21 protein-coding genes are annotated in these 16,620 nt (G+C 61.5%); 5 read left to right on the top strand and 16 right to left on the bottom strand.

What is annotated here, in order from left to right; all coding sequences use genetic code 11:
• Nucleotides 1-4: 4 nt before the first annotated feature.
• The 7 genes from V0U79_RS03125 to V0U79_RS03095 all read right to left on the bottom strand — a co-directional run bounded on the left by V0U79_RS03125 (nucleotide 5) and on the right by V0U79_RS03095 (nucleotide 5,562).
• The gene (locus V0U79_RS03125) at nucleotides 5-1,366 is read right to left on the bottom strand and encodes a TldD/PmbA family protein (RefSeq protein WP_330198007.1); all 1,362 of its coding nucleotides are present in this window, start codon (nucleotides 1,364-1,366) and stop codon (nucleotides 5-7) included.
• Nucleotides 1,367-1,410: 44 nt separating this feature from the next.
• Entirely contained in the window at nucleotides 1,411-1,803 is a 393-nt protein-coding gene (locus V0U79_RS03120) for an MAPEG family protein (RefSeq protein WP_330198006.1), read from the bottom strand.
• Between the two features lie 9 nt (nucleotides 1,804-1,812).
• Entirely contained in the window at nucleotides 1,813-2,202 is a 390-nt protein-coding gene (locus tag V0U79_RS03115) for a hypothetical protein (protein ID WP_330198005.1), read from the bottom strand.
• A 57-nt stretch (nucleotides 2,203-2,259) separates the two neighbouring features.
• Nucleotides 2,260-2,922 carry a DsbA family oxidoreductase gene (locus V0U79_RS03110; RefSeq protein ID WP_330198004.1) on the bottom strand — a complete coding sequence of 221 codons (663 nt, stop codon included), beginning with the start codon at nucleotides 2,920-2,922 and terminating at the stop codon, nucleotides 2,260-2,262.
• Nucleotides 2,923-2,985: 63 nt separating this feature from the next.
• Nucleotides 2,986-3,210, bottom strand: coding sequence for a hypothetical protein (locus V0U79_RS03105; protein WP_330198003.1), 225 nt, complete (start codon nucleotides 3,208-3,210; stop codon nucleotides 2,986-2,988).
• Nucleotides 3,211-3,259: 49 nt separating this feature from the next.
• Nucleotides 3,260-4,600 (bottom strand): dicarboxylate/amino acid:cation symporter, encoded by a 1,341-nt coding sequence (locus tag V0U79_RS03100; RefSeq protein WP_330198002.1) that lies wholly within the window; start codon nucleotides 4,598-4,600, stop codon nucleotides 3,260-3,262.
• Between the two features lie 152 nt (nucleotides 4,601-4,752).
• Nucleotides 4,753-5,562, bottom strand: coding sequence for a hypothetical protein (locus tag V0U79_RS03095; RefSeq protein WP_330198001.1), 810 nt, complete (start codon nucleotides 5,560-5,562; stop codon nucleotides 4,753-4,755).
• A gap of 136 nt (nucleotides 5,563-5,698) precedes the next feature.
• Here V0U79_RS03095 and V0U79_RS03090 point away from each other — a divergent pair, with 136 nt between their 5' ends.
• Nucleotides 5,699-5,968, top strand: a complete 270-nt coding sequence (locus tag V0U79_RS03090) for a hypothetical protein (protein WP_330198000.1) — start codon at nucleotides 5,699-5,701, stop codon at nucleotides 5,966-5,968.
• Nucleotides 5,965-6,276, top strand: coding sequence for a type II toxin-antitoxin system RelE/ParE family toxin (locus V0U79_RS03085; RefSeq protein ID WP_330197999.1), 312 nt, complete (start codon nucleotides 5,965-5,967; stop codon nucleotides 6,274-6,276). The genes V0U79_RS03090 and V0U79_RS03085 overlap by 4 nt, the downstream gene beginning before the upstream one ends.
• Nucleotides 6,277-6,292: 16 nt before the next feature.
• Here V0U79_RS03085 and V0U79_RS03080 read toward each other — a convergent pair whose 3' ends face one another.
• Both V0U79_RS03080 and V0U79_RS03075 read right to left on the bottom strand, forming a co-directional pair.
• Nucleotides 6,293-6,730 (bottom strand): FKBP-type peptidyl-prolyl cis-trans isomerase, encoded by a 438-nt coding sequence (locus V0U79_RS03080; protein WP_330197998.1) that lies wholly within the window; start codon nucleotides 6,728-6,730, stop codon nucleotides 6,293-6,295.
• Nucleotides 6,731-6,941: 211 nt separating this feature from the next.
• A complete protein-coding gene (locus V0U79_RS03075; protein WP_330197997.1) occupies nucleotides 6,942-7,421 on the bottom strand; it encodes a hypothetical protein in 480 nt (159 codons plus the stop codon).
• 33 nt (nucleotides 7,422-7,454) lie between these two features.
• Between V0U79_RS03075 and V0U79_RS03070 the strand changes: the two genes are divergently transcribed.
• Complete coding sequence (locus V0U79_RS03070) at nucleotides 7,455-7,982, top strand: hypothetical protein (RefSeq protein WP_330197996.1); 528 nt, start codon at nucleotides 7,455-7,457, stop codon at nucleotides 7,980-7,982.
• Here the strand turns inward: V0U79_RS03070 and V0U79_RS03065 are convergent.
• Entirely contained in the window at nucleotides 7,979-9,478 is a 1,500-nt protein-coding gene (locus V0U79_RS03065) for a UbiD family decarboxylase (RefSeq protein WP_330197995.1), read from the bottom strand. The genes V0U79_RS03070 and V0U79_RS03065 overlap by 4 nt on opposite strands.
• Before the next feature lie 96 nt (nucleotides 9,479-9,574).
• Entirely contained in the window at nucleotides 9,575-10,138 is a 564-nt protein-coding gene (locus V0U79_RS03060; RefSeq protein ID WP_330197994.1) for a helix-turn-helix domain-containing protein, read from the bottom strand.
• 102 nt (nucleotides 10,139-10,240) lie between these two features.
• On the opposite strand from V0U79_RS03060, the gene V0U79_RS03055 reads away from it, so the two are divergent.
• Nucleotides 10,241-11,296, top strand: a complete 1,056-nt coding sequence (locus V0U79_RS03055) for a serine hydrolase domain-containing protein (RefSeq protein WP_330197993.1) — start codon at nucleotides 10,241-10,243, stop codon at nucleotides 11,294-11,296.
• Here the strand turns inward: V0U79_RS03055 and V0U79_RS03050 are convergent.
• Together V0U79_RS03050 and V0U79_RS03045 are read right to left on the bottom strand one after the other, a co-directional pair.
• Nucleotides 11,293-12,633 carry a serine hydrolase domain-containing protein gene (locus V0U79_RS03050; RefSeq protein ID WP_330197992.1) on the bottom strand — a complete coding sequence of 447 codons (1,341 nt, stop codon included), beginning with the start codon at nucleotides 12,631-12,633 and terminating at the stop codon, nucleotides 11,293-11,295. The two genes, V0U79_RS03055 and V0U79_RS03050, sit on opposite strands and share 4 nt — an antisense overlap.
• Before the next feature lie 27 nt (nucleotides 12,634-12,660).
• Nucleotides 12,661-12,960 carry a GNAT family N-acetyltransferase gene (locus tag V0U79_RS03045; RefSeq protein ID WP_330197991.1) on the bottom strand — a complete coding sequence of 100 codons (300 nt, stop codon included), beginning with the start codon at nucleotides 12,958-12,960 and terminating at the stop codon, nucleotides 12,661-12,663.
• 99 nt (nucleotides 12,961-13,059) lie between these two features.
• On the opposite strand from V0U79_RS03045, the gene V0U79_RS03040 reads away from it, so the two are divergent.
• The gene (locus V0U79_RS03040) at nucleotides 13,060-14,139 is read left to right on the top strand and encodes an MBL fold metallo-hydrolase (RefSeq protein WP_330197990.1); all 1,080 of its coding nucleotides are present in this window, start codon (nucleotides 13,060-13,062) and stop codon (nucleotides 14,137-14,139) included.
• 1 nt (nucleotide 14,140) lies between these two features.
• On the opposite strand, the gene V0U79_RS03035 is transcribed toward V0U79_RS03040, so the two are convergent.
• Genes V0U79_RS03035 through V0U79_RS03025 form a run of 3 tightly spaced genes read right to left on the bottom strand, consistent with a single transcriptional unit; the run spans nucleotide 14,141 to nucleotide 16,556 of the window.
• The gene (locus tag V0U79_RS03035; protein ID WP_330197989.1) at nucleotides 14,141-14,875 is read right to left on the bottom strand and encodes a sulfotransferase-like domain-containing protein; all 735 of its coding nucleotides are present in this window, start codon (nucleotides 14,873-14,875) and stop codon (nucleotides 14,141-14,143) included.
• Complete coding sequence (locus V0U79_RS03030) at nucleotides 14,872-15,780, bottom strand: aminotransferase class IV (RefSeq protein ID WP_330197988.1); 909 nt, start codon at nucleotides 15,778-15,780, stop codon at nucleotides 14,872-14,874. Before V0U79_RS03030 ends, V0U79_RS03035 begins: the two co-directional genes overlap by 4 nt.
• Nucleotides 15,780-16,556 carry an enoyl-CoA hydratase gene (locus V0U79_RS03025; RefSeq protein ID WP_330197987.1) on the bottom strand — a complete coding sequence of 259 codons (777 nt, stop codon included), beginning with the start codon at nucleotides 16,554-16,556 and terminating at the stop codon, nucleotides 15,780-15,782. Before V0U79_RS03025 ends, V0U79_RS03030 begins: the two co-directional genes overlap by 1 nt.
• Between the last annotated feature and the right edge of the window lie 64 nt (nucleotides 16,557-16,620).

The following is a 16,620-nucleotide window of genomic DNA, read 5'->3' as shown; positions in this document are numbered from 1 at the left end:
CTTGTCATGCGCCGCCGATGGACAGGCCATCGACCAGCAGGCTGGGTGAATTCACGGATGACCAGAATTTGAGGTCATCCGCCGGTTCGAGTCGTTTGAATATATCTAGCAGATTTCCGGCAACCGTGATCTCGCTGACCGGCTCGGCGATCGTCCCTGACCGGATGGCGAAACCCGAACACCCGACCGACCAGTCGCCGGTGTTCGCATTAAGCGACGGGCTGAACATCTCGGTGATCAGCAACCCGTCCTGAATATCGGCAATAATCGCTTCCCGCGATCGCGAACCCGGTTCGACATGGAGGTTTGTCGTGGAAACACCCGGCGATCCGCCAAGAGACCGGGTGGCGTATCCGTTGACATCCAGTCCCAGCTGCCGTGCCGAGGGTGAGTTGAGGAGCCAGGTTGTCAGAACGCCATTTTCGATGATGTGCTGCTTTGCATTGGCGACACCTTCGCCATCGACCGGGCGCGAGCCCAGACCCCAGTCGCGATGGGGATCGTCGATGACGTTGATATGCTCGCCAAACACCTGCTCTCCCAGCTTGTCGCGGAGGAAAGAGACGCCACGGGCAATGGCGGGGCCAGCGATGGCCCCTTCCAGCGCACCCAGGAAGCGCGCGGATACCCTGCGGTCAAACAGGACCGGCCGTATGCCGGACGCCATCTGTTTTGCGCCGAGGCGGGCGATCGTGCGTTGCCCTGCCTCGACGCCGATCTCGTCGTGTGCGCGAAGATCTGCCAGCCGGCGGGCGCTGGTCATCGAATAGTCGCGCTCCATGACTCCGTCGCGCGCAGCAATCACACTCACGCCATATCCGTGACTCGATCGCCGAGCCGTGTGTGACACACCATTTGTTGCAACACTTGCAGAGGCGGTCTCACCATTGCTGGCAAAGGCTGTCTCCGTCATGGAGACACCCTCGACGCTGCGCGCCGCAGCTTCGACACCGCGTGCGATATCAGCCATTTCCTCGCTGGACCAGGAAGGGTGTTCGTAGAGCGCAATGTCCGGAAATTCGGTGGCCAACCGCGCTTCATCGACGAGACCGGCCCACTTGTCTTCCGGCGCAGCTTTGGCCATGGCGATGGCACGCTCTACGGCCTGGGACATGCCATCTTCCGACAGATCGGAAAAGCTGACACCGGCCTGCCGCTTTCCGAAGAACACCCGCAAGCCGGCATCGCGGCTTTCCGAGCCTTCAACAGCTTCCAGATGGCCATCGCGAACCGCGACTTCCGTTGAACGGGACTGGACGACGGAAGCTTCAGCCGCTTCCGCTCCCAGCCGGGTGGCGCGTTTTACAAGCCCGGCGGCAATATCAAGCAGGGCGTTGGTATCTATTGGTTCGGCAGGTGTGCTCATGGCCCTCAACTAGCCTGCCCCGGCCCGTGGGGGCAATCACTCGTTCAGGTCAGCGCTTTCCAGAACAGCAATCCGACAATCACCAGGTAGACAAGAAATGTAATGCTGGCGCCAAAAACCCGTGCCGGGCCGGTTGTCTGTCCGCTGATGAACGCATAGGCGTGAGCGCCCCGGGCTAGCGAAAACGCCAGACCCAGCCCGTGAATCACCAGGTTGCCAAGGCCCATAGTGGCGAGCAGGAACAGACCGAAAAGTGCGCCCGGAATCCATTCCGCCGCATTTCCGTGTCCCCGGATCAAAGTGTTCATTTCGGTGTCGCCACCATCGCCCAGACTGATCTTTTTCTTGTTCCGGTTCAGTCCGATCGGCACTGACAGCAGGGCGAGGATCAGCAGATTGATGCCGGCATAGAGCGCAACAGCTTGCATGGCGGTCATGGTGTTCTCCTATTGGCGGCCTTCACGGGCACATTCGACCGAGGCGTCGACAAGGAACCGGCTGGTCGCGATGACTTCCTCGCCATCCATATCCGCCCGCAAGGACATCAAGCGGTCTTCCTGGTCCAGCATGGAGGCGACAAGAAAATCGCGGCCCGTATCGGTCAGATCGGCCTGCGCCTTTTCAGACAGGCATTCGCACATGTTCGGGGTGTTGTTGGACGCTTCGAGGCAAGCCGCAACAAACAGGTCTTCAGATCCATCTGCGCCGGCTGCGGCGGTTTCGGTTGCGCCGGACGGCGTTTCGGCGGGGTCATCGCCAGCGTCTTCGGCCGGGCTGTTGTTGCAGGCGGCCAGTGCGAAAGCGGCGAGAATGGCAATTGGTGCGAAGCATTTCATGTCGGTCTCCTGTCCCGTCAGGGCGAGTATGGACAGCGAAAATCGCGAAGGCAAAGCCTATTCCCGTCCCGGCAGGCTGGCGGCTTCCCTCAGCGCATTGGCCAGCACTTGCGGGTCGGCGGCGCCCGGCACAGCAAATTGGCCCTCGAAGATGAAAGTCGGCACACCGGTTACGCCGATCTGATGGAAAAAGGCTTCCTCCTCGCGGACCTCGGCCTTGTCGCGATCGGTTGCCAGCAGGTCCCGAACGATCACCGGGTCGAGCCCGGCAGCTTCGGCAATGCCAACCAGAACATCCATGTCGCCAATGTCGCGATTATCCCGGAAGAACGCCTCGAACAGACCTTCGGCGACAGCGTCGGCTTTTTTGGCGCTCTGGCCGCGCGCCCAGCGGATCACCCGGTGAGCGTTCACGGTGGAGGGCCGGTGCTGGATGGAATCGAAACGGAAATCGATCCCCACGCCGGGGCCGGCAGCTTCCAGATGGGTGCGCATGGCTTTCCACCGCTCCTCATTCTCGCCGGAGAATTTCGCTTTCATGTAGTCGCGATAGGGCACGCCCTCTTCGGGCAGGCTGGGGTCGAGCTCGTAGGGGCGCCAGGTCACTTCGGTCTTGATATCATTGGCAATCTTCTTCGCCGCCAGCCAATTGCGCCAGCCCAGCCAGCACCAGGGGCAGACAAAGTCGGCGACCAGATCAATGCGGACGGGAGTTGTCATGATGGCGCTGATTCCTGTCTTGGCTGGGGTCAGCGTGACAGGATGGGCATGCGGGTCAAGCGATCAGGCGAGGATGTCGATCAGCTGTTCGCTCATGTCCGAAGCGGTGCGCATGGCCGCCGTCGCGGCATCATGGGTTTGTTCGGCCTGTTTGATGGCGATCACGGCGTCGATGATGTTGCTCTCATCGGCGCGCGGATTGGCGATCTGCCGCGCAGCATTGGCGATTTGCGCATGGGCGGCCTGCATCGCCGCCAAGGATATGTTGTAGGCGGTATTCATCAGCATCAATCCTGCCGCAAGCGCAGGAAATTGCGAGCCAAATTGCGCCACAGGGTTAATCCCGGGTTGCTGCGGTTTCCTCATTGACCTCGCTGCGCGAGAGAATCCGGCAGGCGGCCAGATCGCCGGTGACGTTGACAACCGTGCGGGACATGTCGAGCAGGCGATCGACGCCCAGCACAAAGACGAGGCCCTCAGCGGGAATGCCGAAGGTCGCCAGCATGCCCGAGAGAATGGCCACGGAAACGCCCGGTGCGCCCGGCGCGCCGATGGAGGCCGCAACCAGACTCATCACGATCAGCGCCACTTCCGGCGGGGCCAGCGAGACCCCGGCGACCTGGGCGACAAACACCACGGCGATCGATTGATAAAGGGCGGTGCCGGCCATGTTCATGGTGGCCGCCAGCGGAATGATGAAGCTGGCGGTGTCACCCGGCGTGCCGAGCCGGTTGCGGGCGGTTTCCAGTGATAGCGGCATGACGGCGGCAGAGGACGAGGTGGAGAAGGCCAGCAGCTGAACCGGGAAGACGGCTTTCAGAAAGGCAAGCGGGCTCATACGCCCGAGAATGGCGACAAGGCCGAGATAAAGGGTCAGCAGAATGGCCAGTCCGGCCAGAACCAGGCCGACATAGGCGGCCAGCGTGGTGATGGCCGACAGGCCCATCCGCGCAACCAGCTGTGCGGTCAGTCCGAACACGGCCAGCGGGGTCAAATGCATTGCCCATTTCACCACCGTCATGGCGACTTCCAGCATCGCCTCGAACAGTTTCTTCAGCGGTTCCAGCCGTTCCCGGTTGCCAGAGGCCACAAAAGCCATGCCGACGAAAACCGCAAAGACGACGACGGCCAGCATTTCGCTGTCGGCCGCCGCCGCCAGCGGGTTGGAAGGCACGACCCGGGCAATCAGGTCGGGTGCCTGTGTCGCGGCCTGCATGACAGGGTCGGTGAGGCTGTCCGGATCGGGCCGCAGGCGCGGCATCGGCCAGTCCGGCTCGATCACCGAAGCGCCCGGCCGCAGCCACAGCGCCATGACCGCGCCCAGCGAAGCGGCAAACAGGGTGGTGGCACCGATATAGAGAGCCAGCCGACCGCCCAGCCGGCGCAGTTTTTCCGGGTCGGACGCCCCTGCGGCCAGGCCCAGCACGATGGAGGCGGCAACCAGCGGCATCAGCACCATCTGGATCAGGTTGAGGAAAATGCCGCCCGGCAGAGCCAGCAAGCGGCCTGCCAGTTCGGAGGTTTCCGGAGTGATCCAGCCGGTATCCGGTCCGATCAGAAAGCCGGTTACCCCGCCGATCAGCAGGGCCGCGATCACCTGTGCCCACAGGCGCGCCCGGATCCAGGATTCCAGCTTCTTGCGGAGCTCTCGGGTTCGGATGCGCCTGGCTTCGGTCATTTGCGGGTCTGTTTTCCTCGCTTGCCGGAGATTCCGGTTTTTCCAGAGCCCGGCGTCTCCTACTACTACGACTACTACTCCGATTGCGGCGCGGATGAAGGCGCAGCAATGCCGCAGTGGCGGGAGTCTAACCGGTTATCGCAAGGAGCGGATTAGCCGCCGCATCCTTCAAAGTGAGCCGCGAGATGGCCGCGCCAGCCCTCGGCGCCGATATCGCTCGCGCCGATGAGGCGCAGCCGGAAATCATCATAACCTGGATGGTTGGGGGCTTCGAAGGCGGCCTCGACGATGTAGCCGTCTTCCGCATCGAGCCACAGATAACCGTCGCCGAGCGCGTTCCCGCTCGTCGTGTAGGTCAGAACCTCGCGGCCGCCCTCGACGCCGCGTTCGTCGAAAGCGAAGACCGCTTCGCCCATCATAGATATGCCGGGATCCTCGGGATCCGGCCACATCAGCGCGAAGCGGGTCAAGAAGCCGGCTTCCGGATCGGCGAGATACGGCGTCAGCGCGGTCAGGCTCGCGAGATCGAAATCATAGACGTGCAGCGTGCCACCTCCGGTTTCCATCTCGAACGTCAGCGTCTGGTCCGGCAGGCGCACCTCGACGTCCAGCCGGTTTGCCGCGCGGTCATGCGTGAGAAAGGCAAACTCCATCACCTCCGCGCCGGGCAGGAGCGCGCCTCCGGTTATGGTGTCGGCGCTCCAGGTTTCGAAGTCGAGTTCGGCGGATACCAGGGCGGCGTTTGTGCACGGCGCGACGGATTTCATGACTTCCAGCCGGGTCTCGCTGGCGCGATAGACGTCGATCCGCTCGGGCCGGGTTCCGTCCTGGTTGGACCGTTCATAGGTGAGAAGGCGGCCGACCGCGTCGCGATCCGGATTGCGGGTAAAGGCGTCGTCGGCAATCGCAAACGGTGTCAGGCAGGCAAAGGCGAACAAGAGGGCAATGGGGCGGACTGGCATGAGGATCTCCGAAAAGCGTCGTTGATCCTGTGATGCGCCGGCAGGCGGGATTGGATGATGGCAATTCCGGTGGCGGGCGCCGCCTTGCTGCCAGGCGATCAGAATGGTATGATCAAGTCATACCATGGAGGCGGTCATGACAGTCAAAACCACACTCAGCTTTACCGAGCGCCATCACAAATTTCTGCTCGACAAGGTGGGCGAGGGCGTTTTCGCCTCACAAAGCGCTGCGGTGGCGTCAGCGCTGGAACAGATGATCCGCGATGAAGAAGAGCGCGAACTGTCGCTTCAGGCCATGGCTGGCGAGATCCGCGCGCGAATGAAAACGCCGCGTGAAGATTATGTATCGGCCGATGACGCCTTTGCCGGGGCACGGGCCCGGCTTGAAGACGCGCGCAAAGCATGAGCTATCGCCTGCGGTTTCATCCGGCGGTCGCGGATGATCTGGATGAAATCACCCGATGGCTGATCGACTATGCCGGCCCGGACGCCGCAGCCCGGCGGCTGGACGAGATCGAAACCGCTATCGCCAGCCTGGCCGACCTTCCGCACAAGGGCAGTGTCCGGGACGAGATCGCGCCGGGCCTGCGCGCCATTCCGGCGGGCCGCAAGGCGGTGATCGCCTTTAGTGTAGATGACGCGGCCCGCGAGGTCTTCATCCACGCCGTCACCTATGCGGGGGCGGACTGGATGGCGCGCAGACGCGCGCGGTAGCAGGGGCGATATCGCCTCAGGCCGCTGTCTTGATCTCGACCAGTTTCAGCCCGAAATGCAGATCCTGGCCGGCCAGCGGGTGATTGCCGTCGGCGGTGATCGTTTCCTCACCCACTGCCGTGACCGTCAGTTGCACGGTCGAGCCGTCCTGTTGCTGGGCGCCCAGCGTCATGCCGGGCTCGGGTGTCATGTCACCGGGCAGCTGGGTGCGGGGAATCTCGATGATCCTGTCGTCGCGCCGGGGGCCGAAGGCATTATCCGAGCTCACCACGGCCTCGCCGACCTGGCCGACTTCCATCCCGTCGAGCGCGGCTTCGACTTCCGGGAAGATCTGGGCGTCGCCAATGGTCAGGGACACAGGCGCGTCGTCTTCGGTTTTTCCGACCACCGTGCCATCAGCGATACGAACGGTGTAGTTGATAAGGACGGTGTCGCCCTTCTTTGCAGCTGGCATGAAATTATCCTGTTGGGCGTGAAAAGATCGGGCGCGTCATCGCGCGGCGGCATGGGCGTTCAGGTGACGCCGTTAGACGCCATTGGTCGCAAGAGGAGGCGAGGGAGTCAAATTGAGGGGATGGCTAGGAGCGCTTCGTAAACTCGGCACGCCGTGCGATGATCGGCAAAGATTGGTCCAGTTTCAACTGCCCGCGAAGCCTATTTGATACCTATAAAGCCGAGACGCCGAGATTTAATATTGCCAACCCGCAAACAAAACAGGCGGATGAGATCAATGCGATCAGATAATGCGCATTGACCAGTATGAAATGGGAAATCGCCCAAAATATCGGATGATCATAGCCTACGGATTCGGGCAACTTGTCTTCGCCCGACCCATCGTCTGTGCTTTTTGCGAAACTTAGCCTTTCGGGAGCTTTTTTCGCTTCAAAGCGAATCCATAGCGTCAATGGTGTAAAGGCAGCGAGAGCCAATCCGAGCGAAAATACAACGAATGGCAACTTTATTTGGCTCGCCGCTAAGGCTTGGTCTTGAGATGAATTGAGGTACGCACCAAGAGCCAAAATGGCGGCGGCATTACCAATTGATAAACTTGTGAAAAAGCGCCTGAACCAGAATTGTCCGTCCTCCGTTAAGGTGGCATCTGGCGTAGAATCAGATAGATATTTTAGGGTCCACTTTTGAAGCATCTGACTTTGTGACGATTTTTGGACTTACAATCGATGATTACATCCAATCACGGCATTACAAAATCGATTCACGAGATGGGTCTAGGTGAATTTGGATTAGCGATTCATCCCTCGAATAAAGAGGTTTGCTTGGTAATGAGGGCGGATGCCGGCACTAGCAATAGTATGCCGATCGCAGTCATTTTCGGAAAAATGCGGGAAGACGATAAGAAAGTTCGGCCCTATTGGGTTCATGCGACTGACGGAGAACACGACTGGGGAACGCTTCCATCCGTAACTTTCCCAAATGTGTTCATTGAAGTTGATTATTCCTCGATGAAAATTGGCGAGCGAAGTTATGTGGATGCCCACAATCCATCTGCTCTTTATACGATTGCCCATCGAAGCTATTTTGAAGTTTCATCGACCCGGATTACTGGAGATTCCGGAAAATTTTTGACTTCTGGAAGACTGCTTTCACGAGGACTTCTTGGTCCGGTCGCGGCATATGATCGTTGGAAAGCATACGCAGTAGATGAAAACGACCCTTCAATCCGTAATCTGATTTTTGAAATCAGCTAAAGCCCCAACTCCGCCCACATCTCATCCACCCGCTTTTTCGTCGCTTCGTCCATGTCGAGGAGATCGCCCCATTCACGGTTGGTCTCGCCGGGCAGCTTGTTGGTCGCATCCAGCCCGATCTTGGAGCCGAGGCCGGAGACGGGTGAGGCAAAGTCGAGATAATCGATCGGCGTGTTTTCGATGATCGTGCAATCGCGCGCCGGGTCCATGCGGGTCGAGACCGCCCACATCACATCCTTCCAGTCGCGCGCATTGATGTCGTCATCCACGACGATCACCCATTTCGTGTACATGAACTGGCGAAGATAGGACCAGACGCCCAGCATCACCCGCTTGGCATGGCCGGCATAGGCCTTCTTCATGGACACCACGGCGATGCGGTAGGAGCAGCCCTCCGGCGGCAGCCAGAAATCCACGACTTCGGGAAATTGCTGCTGGAAGAGGGGGATGAAGACCTCGTTCAGCGCCTCGCCCAGAACGCTGGGCTCATCCGGCGGGCGGCCGGTATAGGTGGAGAGATAGATCGGCTTTTCACGCATGGTGATGGCGCTGATCTGGAAGACCGGGAAGGGCTCGACCGAATTGTAATAGCCGGTGTGATCGCCATAGGGGCCTTCATCGCCATACTCATCCAGAAGGACATGGCCCTCCAGGATGATCTCGGCCTCGGCGGGCACTTTCAGCGGCACGGTCTTGCAGTCCACCAGCTCGGCCTTGGCACCGCGCAACAGGCCAGCGAACTGGTATTCCGAGAGCGTGTCCGGCACCGGCGTTACGGCGGCGAGAATGGTGCCCGGATCAGCGCCCAGCACGATGGCAGCGGGCAGGGGCTCGGGCTTTTCCTTCTTCCAGCGCTGATATTGCTGGGCGCCGCCGCGATGCTTCAGCCAGCGCATCAGGGTTTTATCCTTGCCCAGCTTCTGCATGCGGTAGATGCCGAGATTGTAATCATCCTCGCGCGAATCCGAGGGGCCTTTGGTGACCACCAGCGGCCAGGTGATCAGCGGCGCCGGCTCTCCGGGCCAGCAGGTCTGGATGGGCAGCTTGTCGAGATCAATGTCATCGCCGGTCAGCACGACTTGCTGGCAGGGTGCATTTCGTACCGTCTTCGGGCGCATGCTCATCACCGTTTTCGCCAGCGGCAGCATGGAGAGCGCGTCCTTGATGCCGCGCGGCGGTTCGGGCTGGCGCAGAAAGGCCAGAAGCTCGCCCACCTCACGCAGATCGGTGGCGGTGGAGCGCGGCTCTCCACCCAGGGTGACGGCATTGGCCACCCGTTCCACCGTGCCGAACAGATTGGCCAGCACCGGCATGGAGGATGGTTCGCCCTTCTCGTTGACGACATTTTCAAACAGCAGGGCAGGGCCACCGGCCTCCAGCACACGGCGGTGGATCTCGGTGATCTCGCGGTCGGTCGAGACCGGGGCGGTGATCCGCTTCAGATCGCCTCTGGCCTCGAGCATATCAATGAAATCACGCAGGGATTTGTACGCCATGCCGGGCTTCCTCCAGTCTGCGTGACAATCTGCTGTTCTGGCCGGGAAAGTCCAGCGCTGCGCCTGCGGCCAATCGCCGGATGGCAGCGGTGCCGTTCAGGCCTGATCGACCGGCGCCATGGCGATGGTGATAGCGATTGGCGCGCCTGAATCCGGGCCTGCGTCCATCAACAGCGATTTCAGCTCATCGATCTTGCGATTGATCTCTTCCAGCTTTTCAGGCGGCGGCGCTCCGGCCAGGCGGTGGAAGAGCAGGTTGGTCTGCGGGCCGGTAACCTGCTTGCGCTCGCTGATCATGCCCGAATCGATATCGCGCTGGGCCTGGCGGAGCATGGCGCCGGCGATCTTTCCGACCGGGACGGCATTGGCGTCCTCGGCCAGTGCCCGGGCAAGGCGCATCCGGCGGGCGGGTGTTCGATAGAGTTGTTCGGCACGCGGTCCCTTGCCGCGCTGCCCGGCCGGCAGGACCAGGCCGGTCTCCAGAAGTTTCCCGATATGCTGATACAGCGTCGTGCGCCGCAGGCGTGACAATCTGGACAGATCCGTCACCGACATCGGGCCGAAGGTCGCGACAAGGTCCAGCACGGCCTGCCTTCGGCTGGAGGCAAGGCAGGCGAGCTGCTCCGGTTTTTCGATCCAGTAGCTGTCGGCGTTGGTCATCGCGATCTCGTGAATTGACTCATGTTCATATAATACGAAATATATGAACAAATGCTCCTGTCCATCAATATCGGGGGACGGGCCATGCAATGGGAGACTTTCATGCTGGGTATAATCGCGGCGATCGGACTGGCCATGGCAGGCGGAGACGACAGGCCCGAGGCGGCGGCTGTAGACTTACAGCCGGCCGCAAGCTTTTCCGGTCAGATCGTTCTCGGCACGCGCGAGCAGGTGTTGCTGGCCGGAAGCTACGGACTGTCCGACCGAGAGGCGGGCGAAGCTGTGACCACCGGAACCCTCTTCGATATCGGCTCCCTGACCAAGCAGGTCACGGCCGCAGGGGTGCTGCGTCTGGTCCAGGACGGGCAGGTGTCGCTGGATGAAACCCTGTCGGTTTTCTTCCAGGACATTCCGCCCGAATTCGCTGAGCGGAGCGTCCACGAGGTGCTGACCCATTTTGCCGGCTTGCCGCAATATTCCGGGGAAGATTACGACTTGCTGGACCGTGACGGCTTTGATGAATGGCTGATGCAGGCCGCTTCCAGCGAAGCAGAAGCGGGCCGGTTCCACTATTCCAATCCGGGGTATTCCATCCTGGCGCGGATCATCGAGATGCGCAGCGGCCAAGACTTCGAGGCCTATCTGCACGAAGCCCTGTTCGAACCCGCCGGTATCGAAGCGATGGGCTATACCGGCCTGCCGTCGGAAGTGCCGGAAGCGGTGGGCTATTATGGCGGTGAGGCCATGGGGCGTCCGCGCGAACAGGCCTGGCTGCCGGACGGTCCATCCTGGAATCTGCGCGGCAATGGTGGCCTGCTGGCGTCGGCTGAGACGCTCTATCACTGGGTCGTGGCCCTGACCGGCGGCAGTGTCCTGGATGCAGAACACACGGTCATGTTGTTCCAGCCCCATGTCGTCCGCGATGCAGAACGGGCGCGGTCTTATGGCTATGGCTGGAATGTCGACACCAGTGGCAGCACTGTCCGCATCAACCATTCCGGCGGCAATATGGTGTTTGTCGCCTTTGCCGAGTGGTGGCCGGAAAGCGACTGCTTCTTCACCATCACCAGCAATGCGTATGACGAATCCGGCTTCAGCGAGCTGGTGGCTGACGTGCGGGCCGTGCTTGCGGACTATCCGCAATGCGCTGGCGGCTAATCGTTCAGCGCGGCCATCACGCTGCGGGCCATCGTCCAGGTGCCGGTTCCGGTGTAGGTGGTGGCGCCCATGCGCACGATGACCAGGCCGTGCTCGGGGATGGCCAGAGTGGTCTGGCCCTGAAAGCCGGACATGTAGAAAGCCTGCGGCGTGATTTCCGGTGCCAGCCAGAAGCCGGAGCCGTAAATCCCGTCCGAGCCGGGTGTTTCCGTGGTGACATAATCGCGCCAGTTTTCGGGCAGGATGCGCTGGCCATTGGCCATGCCGTCATCGAGATAGATTTGCATCAGCCGGGCCCAGTCATGCGGGGTGGCATAGACATAGGATGAGCCCTGCAGCGTACCCGAGGCATCCGCCTCGAAAACGGGTGAATGGATGCCGGCCGGCTCGAAAATGAGCGCGCGGACAGCGCGGACCTGCTGTTCCAGTGTTTCGCCCAGCCGGGACTGCATTTCCCAGGTCGCCAGCACCGTATCGCCGGACATGTATTCCCAGTGCTCGCCGGGCGCGAAGAGACGTTCGCGCGTGGCGGAAAAGCGCGCCATGTCGGTCTCGGTGAACAGCATGTCGGAATTGGGATCCGTGCCATCATTGATCTCGTGCGCCGCCCGGCCGCCAGTCATCCGCAACAGGTCGTCGATCGTTGTGGCTTCGCCTTCTGCGCCGAGACCGTCGAGGAGCTCGATCGTGCCGGGCTCGTAAACGTCCAGCTGGCCGTTCAGCGTCATGGCGCCGGCCAGAGTGGCGGCGACCGACTTGGCCATTGACCAGGAATGCAGGCGGTTCTCGCGGGAAAAGCCCGGCGCATAGCGTTCAGCGACCAGCCGGCCATCGTGCAGGACGACAACTGCCAGCGTGTTACGGGGGCTGAAGCTCTCGTCAAAAGCGCCGTCGATCGCTGCATCCAGCGCTGCGGTATCAAAGGCTTCGTCGCGATGAACCGTGTCGAGCGTGTAGTATTCCGGGGCGTGTTGCCAGGGCATGCGCAGATCGCGGTCGAAGTCGCGCGATCCATGCGTGAGCGTGCAACCCAGACCCTCGCGCCAGACGGCCTCATTGTGCCAGAGACCGAGGACACGCGAATGAACGGAATGATCGTCGCGGTCGACATTTGCGCTGACCAGAACAGACGCGCCGCCCAGCAGCGGGTCGATGTAGAGCTCGCGCGCCAGGTCGGGATCCATGCCCGACACGAAAGTCAGCGAGCAGATCTGCTTGGCGGTAATTCCGGTGGCGGTGGGCAGATAGATGCGGCCGATCGTGGAGGTGTTCAGCCAGACCAGTCCGGCGATGATGATGACGGCCAGGCCGGCCCCTATCCAGCGCAGAATTGTCATGTCATTCCCTCCATGCGGCCGCCCGGTTCAGACGAACAGGTCGGCGTGCTCCATATGGCGTTTAGCCCATGCGGCAATGTAGGAACAGGCTGGCTTGATCTTCACACCTTCTGCCTTCGCCGCGTCCACCAGTGCCGTGGCCAGCTGGCTGGCCAAACCCTGTCCCTCCGAGGCCTCCGGCACATAGGTCCGGTAGGCATCCCAGACATTCCCGGGCCGCGTGCGGTAGAGCAATTCGGCAAAGACGCCCATGCCCAAATCAATCACGAACCGGCCACCTCCGTCAGACGATTCATGCCTCACAGGGTGATTTTCCGCCGGTTTCATGGAAGATCCTTTCACAGAGAGTTGAAGCGGCTTTCCGGAGTTTCACACCGTAGCGGCGCTGGCCATGGCATCAATCCGGGACTTTATGAGGGGAGTGTCATGTACAAATTTATTCCGGCCCTGGTCCTGACGGGGGTTTGCGCGTCTGCTGCGTTCGCGGATCCGTTTGAATACCGGCATGAGACCGTCGCCGAGGGGATACACCTCATCTACCGCGTCGATCCGGTACGTCTGCCTGTTGAAGCCAACATTGTGGTGATTGAACAGTCCGGCGGGCTGGTGGTTGTGGATTCCGGTGGCAGTGCCATGGCCGGCGAGCGGATTATCGCGCAGATCCGCGAAATCAGCGATGCGCCGGTCCGCTATCTAGTGAACACGCACTGGCATGGTGATCATCATCTGGGCAATGCCGCCTTCCTGGCCGCCTGGCCCGATGCCGAGATCATCGCGCAGGAAAACACGATCACGCATATCGGCGGTGAAGCGATGGATTACATCCATGGTGCTGCCGAACAGCTGGAAGGCGCGCGGCCGGTGGTCGAGGCGGTGGCTGAAACCGGTGCCCTGCCAGACGGAACAGAGGTGCCGGCAGGACTGGCGGAATACTATACGCTGCTAGCCGGTGATCTGGACGTGTTGATAGCGGCGAATTCGGCGGTCGAGATCGTGGCGCCGTCGCGTGGCTATGCCGACATCCTGGTGCTGGAGGACAGCGAGCGCCCGGTGGAATTGCACTATTTCGGCCGCGGAAATACCGATGGTGATACGGTGATCTGGTTGCCGGAACAGCGCGTTGTTGCCACTGGCGATCTGGTCGTGAATCCGACGCCCTTCGGTTTCGGCAGCTATCCGGCCGACTGGATTGAAACGCTCGGCGAAATCAATGCGCTGGATTATGCCTATCTGATCCCGGGCCATGGCGCCGTTCAGACCGATACCATTTATGTGGATCAGCTCATCGCCCTGATTGCGGAAGTCCGCTCACAAGTCGCACCACTGGCGGATGCCGGCATGAGCCTAGAGGAGGTCCGCGCCGCCATTGATCTTTCGGACCAGCAGGCGCTGTTCGCCAATGGCAATGACTGGATTGCCAACCGTTTCAATGCCTGGTGGGTGCAGCCCTTTGTTGGCGTCGCCTATCAGGAGGCGACCGGCGATCCGATCATCCAGGGCCAGTAGATCACGCTGTCAGCTTGCGGGCCTTCAGCGCTTCATAGTGCGGCCGGCAGGCCGCGACAACGGGCAGGGCGGTTTCGGGAAGGTCATGCGGGCTGGGTTGCGGCGGTTCAAACCCTGTCGAGGCTTCCACGCGCTTGTACCAGAAGGGCGCCCAGACGCCGTCACTGTCGCGCGGTCCGGCGGGCCAGCTGAGCATGGCGGCATCGAAGGGGATCTCCAGCGCGGCGCACAAGGCCGTCAGCATGGCTTGCGGATCGGCGAGAACATCGGCGCCCTCGATCACCGGCCAGGCGCGGCCGGTCAGCTGGCAGGCATATTCGTAGAGTTCTGACTGGCGGATCGCGCCGAGATCATCCTGCGTGACGGAACCTGTTGTCGCGATCCAGCTGGCGGCGACTTCGGCCGGATCGCGGATCAGGAAGACATGGCGGCAAGCCGCCATCCAGTCGCGCGGGATATCATCCAGCATGTGCTGGCACATATGCTTCTGGAAGAAGAGCGGCGCGCCGGTTGGCGCTTCACCGGCACAGCGTGAGGCGATCTCTGCGGCGTCTTTCGGGACATTGGCGAGGATTGTGTCGCGGCCCGGATGGTCCAGCCCGGTCTTCACCAGATAGGGGCCGTAGAAGGGCTCGTCCCAGACCTCGCAATCGTGCCTGTTCTCGAAGGAACGCATGGTGGCCGTCGAGATGTTGCGCGGTCCCGACCACAGGCAGATGCGGATCGTCTCACTCACTCCGCAGCGATCCGGGCCGCATAGAGCTGTTGCAGGCGTTCGACCATTTCACCGCGGCCTTCGCTGATCTTTCGGCCATCGACCTCGATCACCGGAACCAGGCCGGCGAAAGTACCCGTGGTGAACGCCTCGTCGGCCGAATAGACCTGGGTCAGGGAAAAGTTCTTTTCAAACACCGGAATGCCGGCTTCGCGGCAAAGCTCGATAATCACGCCGCGTGTCACACCGCCAAGGCAGTAATCGCCGGTCGAGGTCCAGACCTCGCCCTTGCGGACGATGAAGAAATGGGTGGAGTTACACGTCGCGACAAAACCGTGCGGGTCCAGCATCAGGGCTTCGTCCGCGCCAGCCTTGGTGGCCTGGATACAGGCGGTGATGCAATTGAGCTTGGAATGCGAGTTCAGCTTCTGGTCCTGTATGTCGGGGTATCCGCGGCGGACATGAACCGTGAACAGGCGCAGGCCCTTCGTTGCAACGGCCGGATCGGGCGTCTTCCATTCCGGCAGGATCACGATGGTGGCCGGCGAGATGGTCACACGCGGATCCTGATAGGGCGTGGCCTTGAGGCCGCGTGTTGTCATCAGCCGGATGTGGACGCCATCGCCCTCCAACATGCCGTTGGCTTCCAGCGTGGCATAAAGGGCGTCGGTCAGCTGTTGGCGGGACAGGCCGAGATCATAATCGAGCGCCTTGGCCCCCTCTTCCAGCCGGTCGAGATGGCGATCGAGGAAGGCGATCCTGCCCTTGTGAACCCGCAGGCCTTCCCAGACGCCATCGCCCAGGACGAAGCCGGAATCCAGCACCGACACCTTGGCTTCGGCGCGCGGGAAAAGCTCGCCATTGATCCAGACTCTCACATCCGCATTGCGCGGATCGTCCAGATAGGAATGCGCGCCCTTGCCCATCAGCCGAACTTCGAGAAATCCGGAGCGCGGCGCTCCATGAAAGCTGTCACGGCTTCGGCAAACTCCGGCGATTGCAGCATTTCGGCAAAGATAGCGCCTTCGCGTGTCATCCGCTGTTCGGCGGGCTCTTCCGGTGTCAGCATCAATTGCTTGGCCATGCGCACGGCGCCCGGCGATTTCGCAGCCAGGGCCAGGGCCCGCTTGCGGACTTCTTCCGACAGGCTGGCGGACGGGAAGACATCGGTGACGAGGCCGGCCTGTTTGGCGCGCTCGCCGGTCCAGACCGTGCCCAGCATCAGGAGATCAGAGGCTGCTGCGCGCCCCAGCCGGGTCGGGAAGAGCAGGCTGGAGGCAAATTCCGGTGCCAGCGCCAGATCGACAAAGGGTGTCTTGAAAGCGGCGTTCTCGGAAGCATAGGCGAGGTCGCAATGCATCAGCAGCGTCGTGCCGATCCCGATGGCCAGCCCGTCGACTTCGGCAATCACCGGCTTTTTGGCATTCATCAGTGCGCGCATGAAGCGCTCGACCGGCGGCGTGTCATCGGAACCGATATGCGGCGGGGCCTCCATGAAATCGACGAGATCATTACCGGCCGTGAACAGGCCCGGCGTGCCGCCGAGGATGAAGACTTTCACGTCTTTCTCGGTCTCGCCGCTTTCCAGCGCCTCGGCCGCGGCGGTGTACATTTCGCGCAGCAGGGCGTTTTTCTTGTCGGGGCGGTTCCAGCGAATGGTACGTACGCCATCGGACGTCTCGATGGTGACAAACTGGCTCATGGCGTGACTCCGCAACTGATCTGCCCACTCTGTAGGCAAGAAGCCGGGGCAAATCCAGTTCGCG

Origin of the sequence: Hyphobacterium lacteum (assembly GCF_036330345.1) — a bacterium.
GTDB classification, from domain to species: Bacteria; Pseudomonadota; Alphaproteobacteria; order Caulobacterales; family Maricaulaceae; genus Hyphobacterium; species Hyphobacterium lacteum.
Note: the sequence above shows the minus strand (reverse complement) of the source record. Positions and strands in the feature narration are given on the sequence as shown.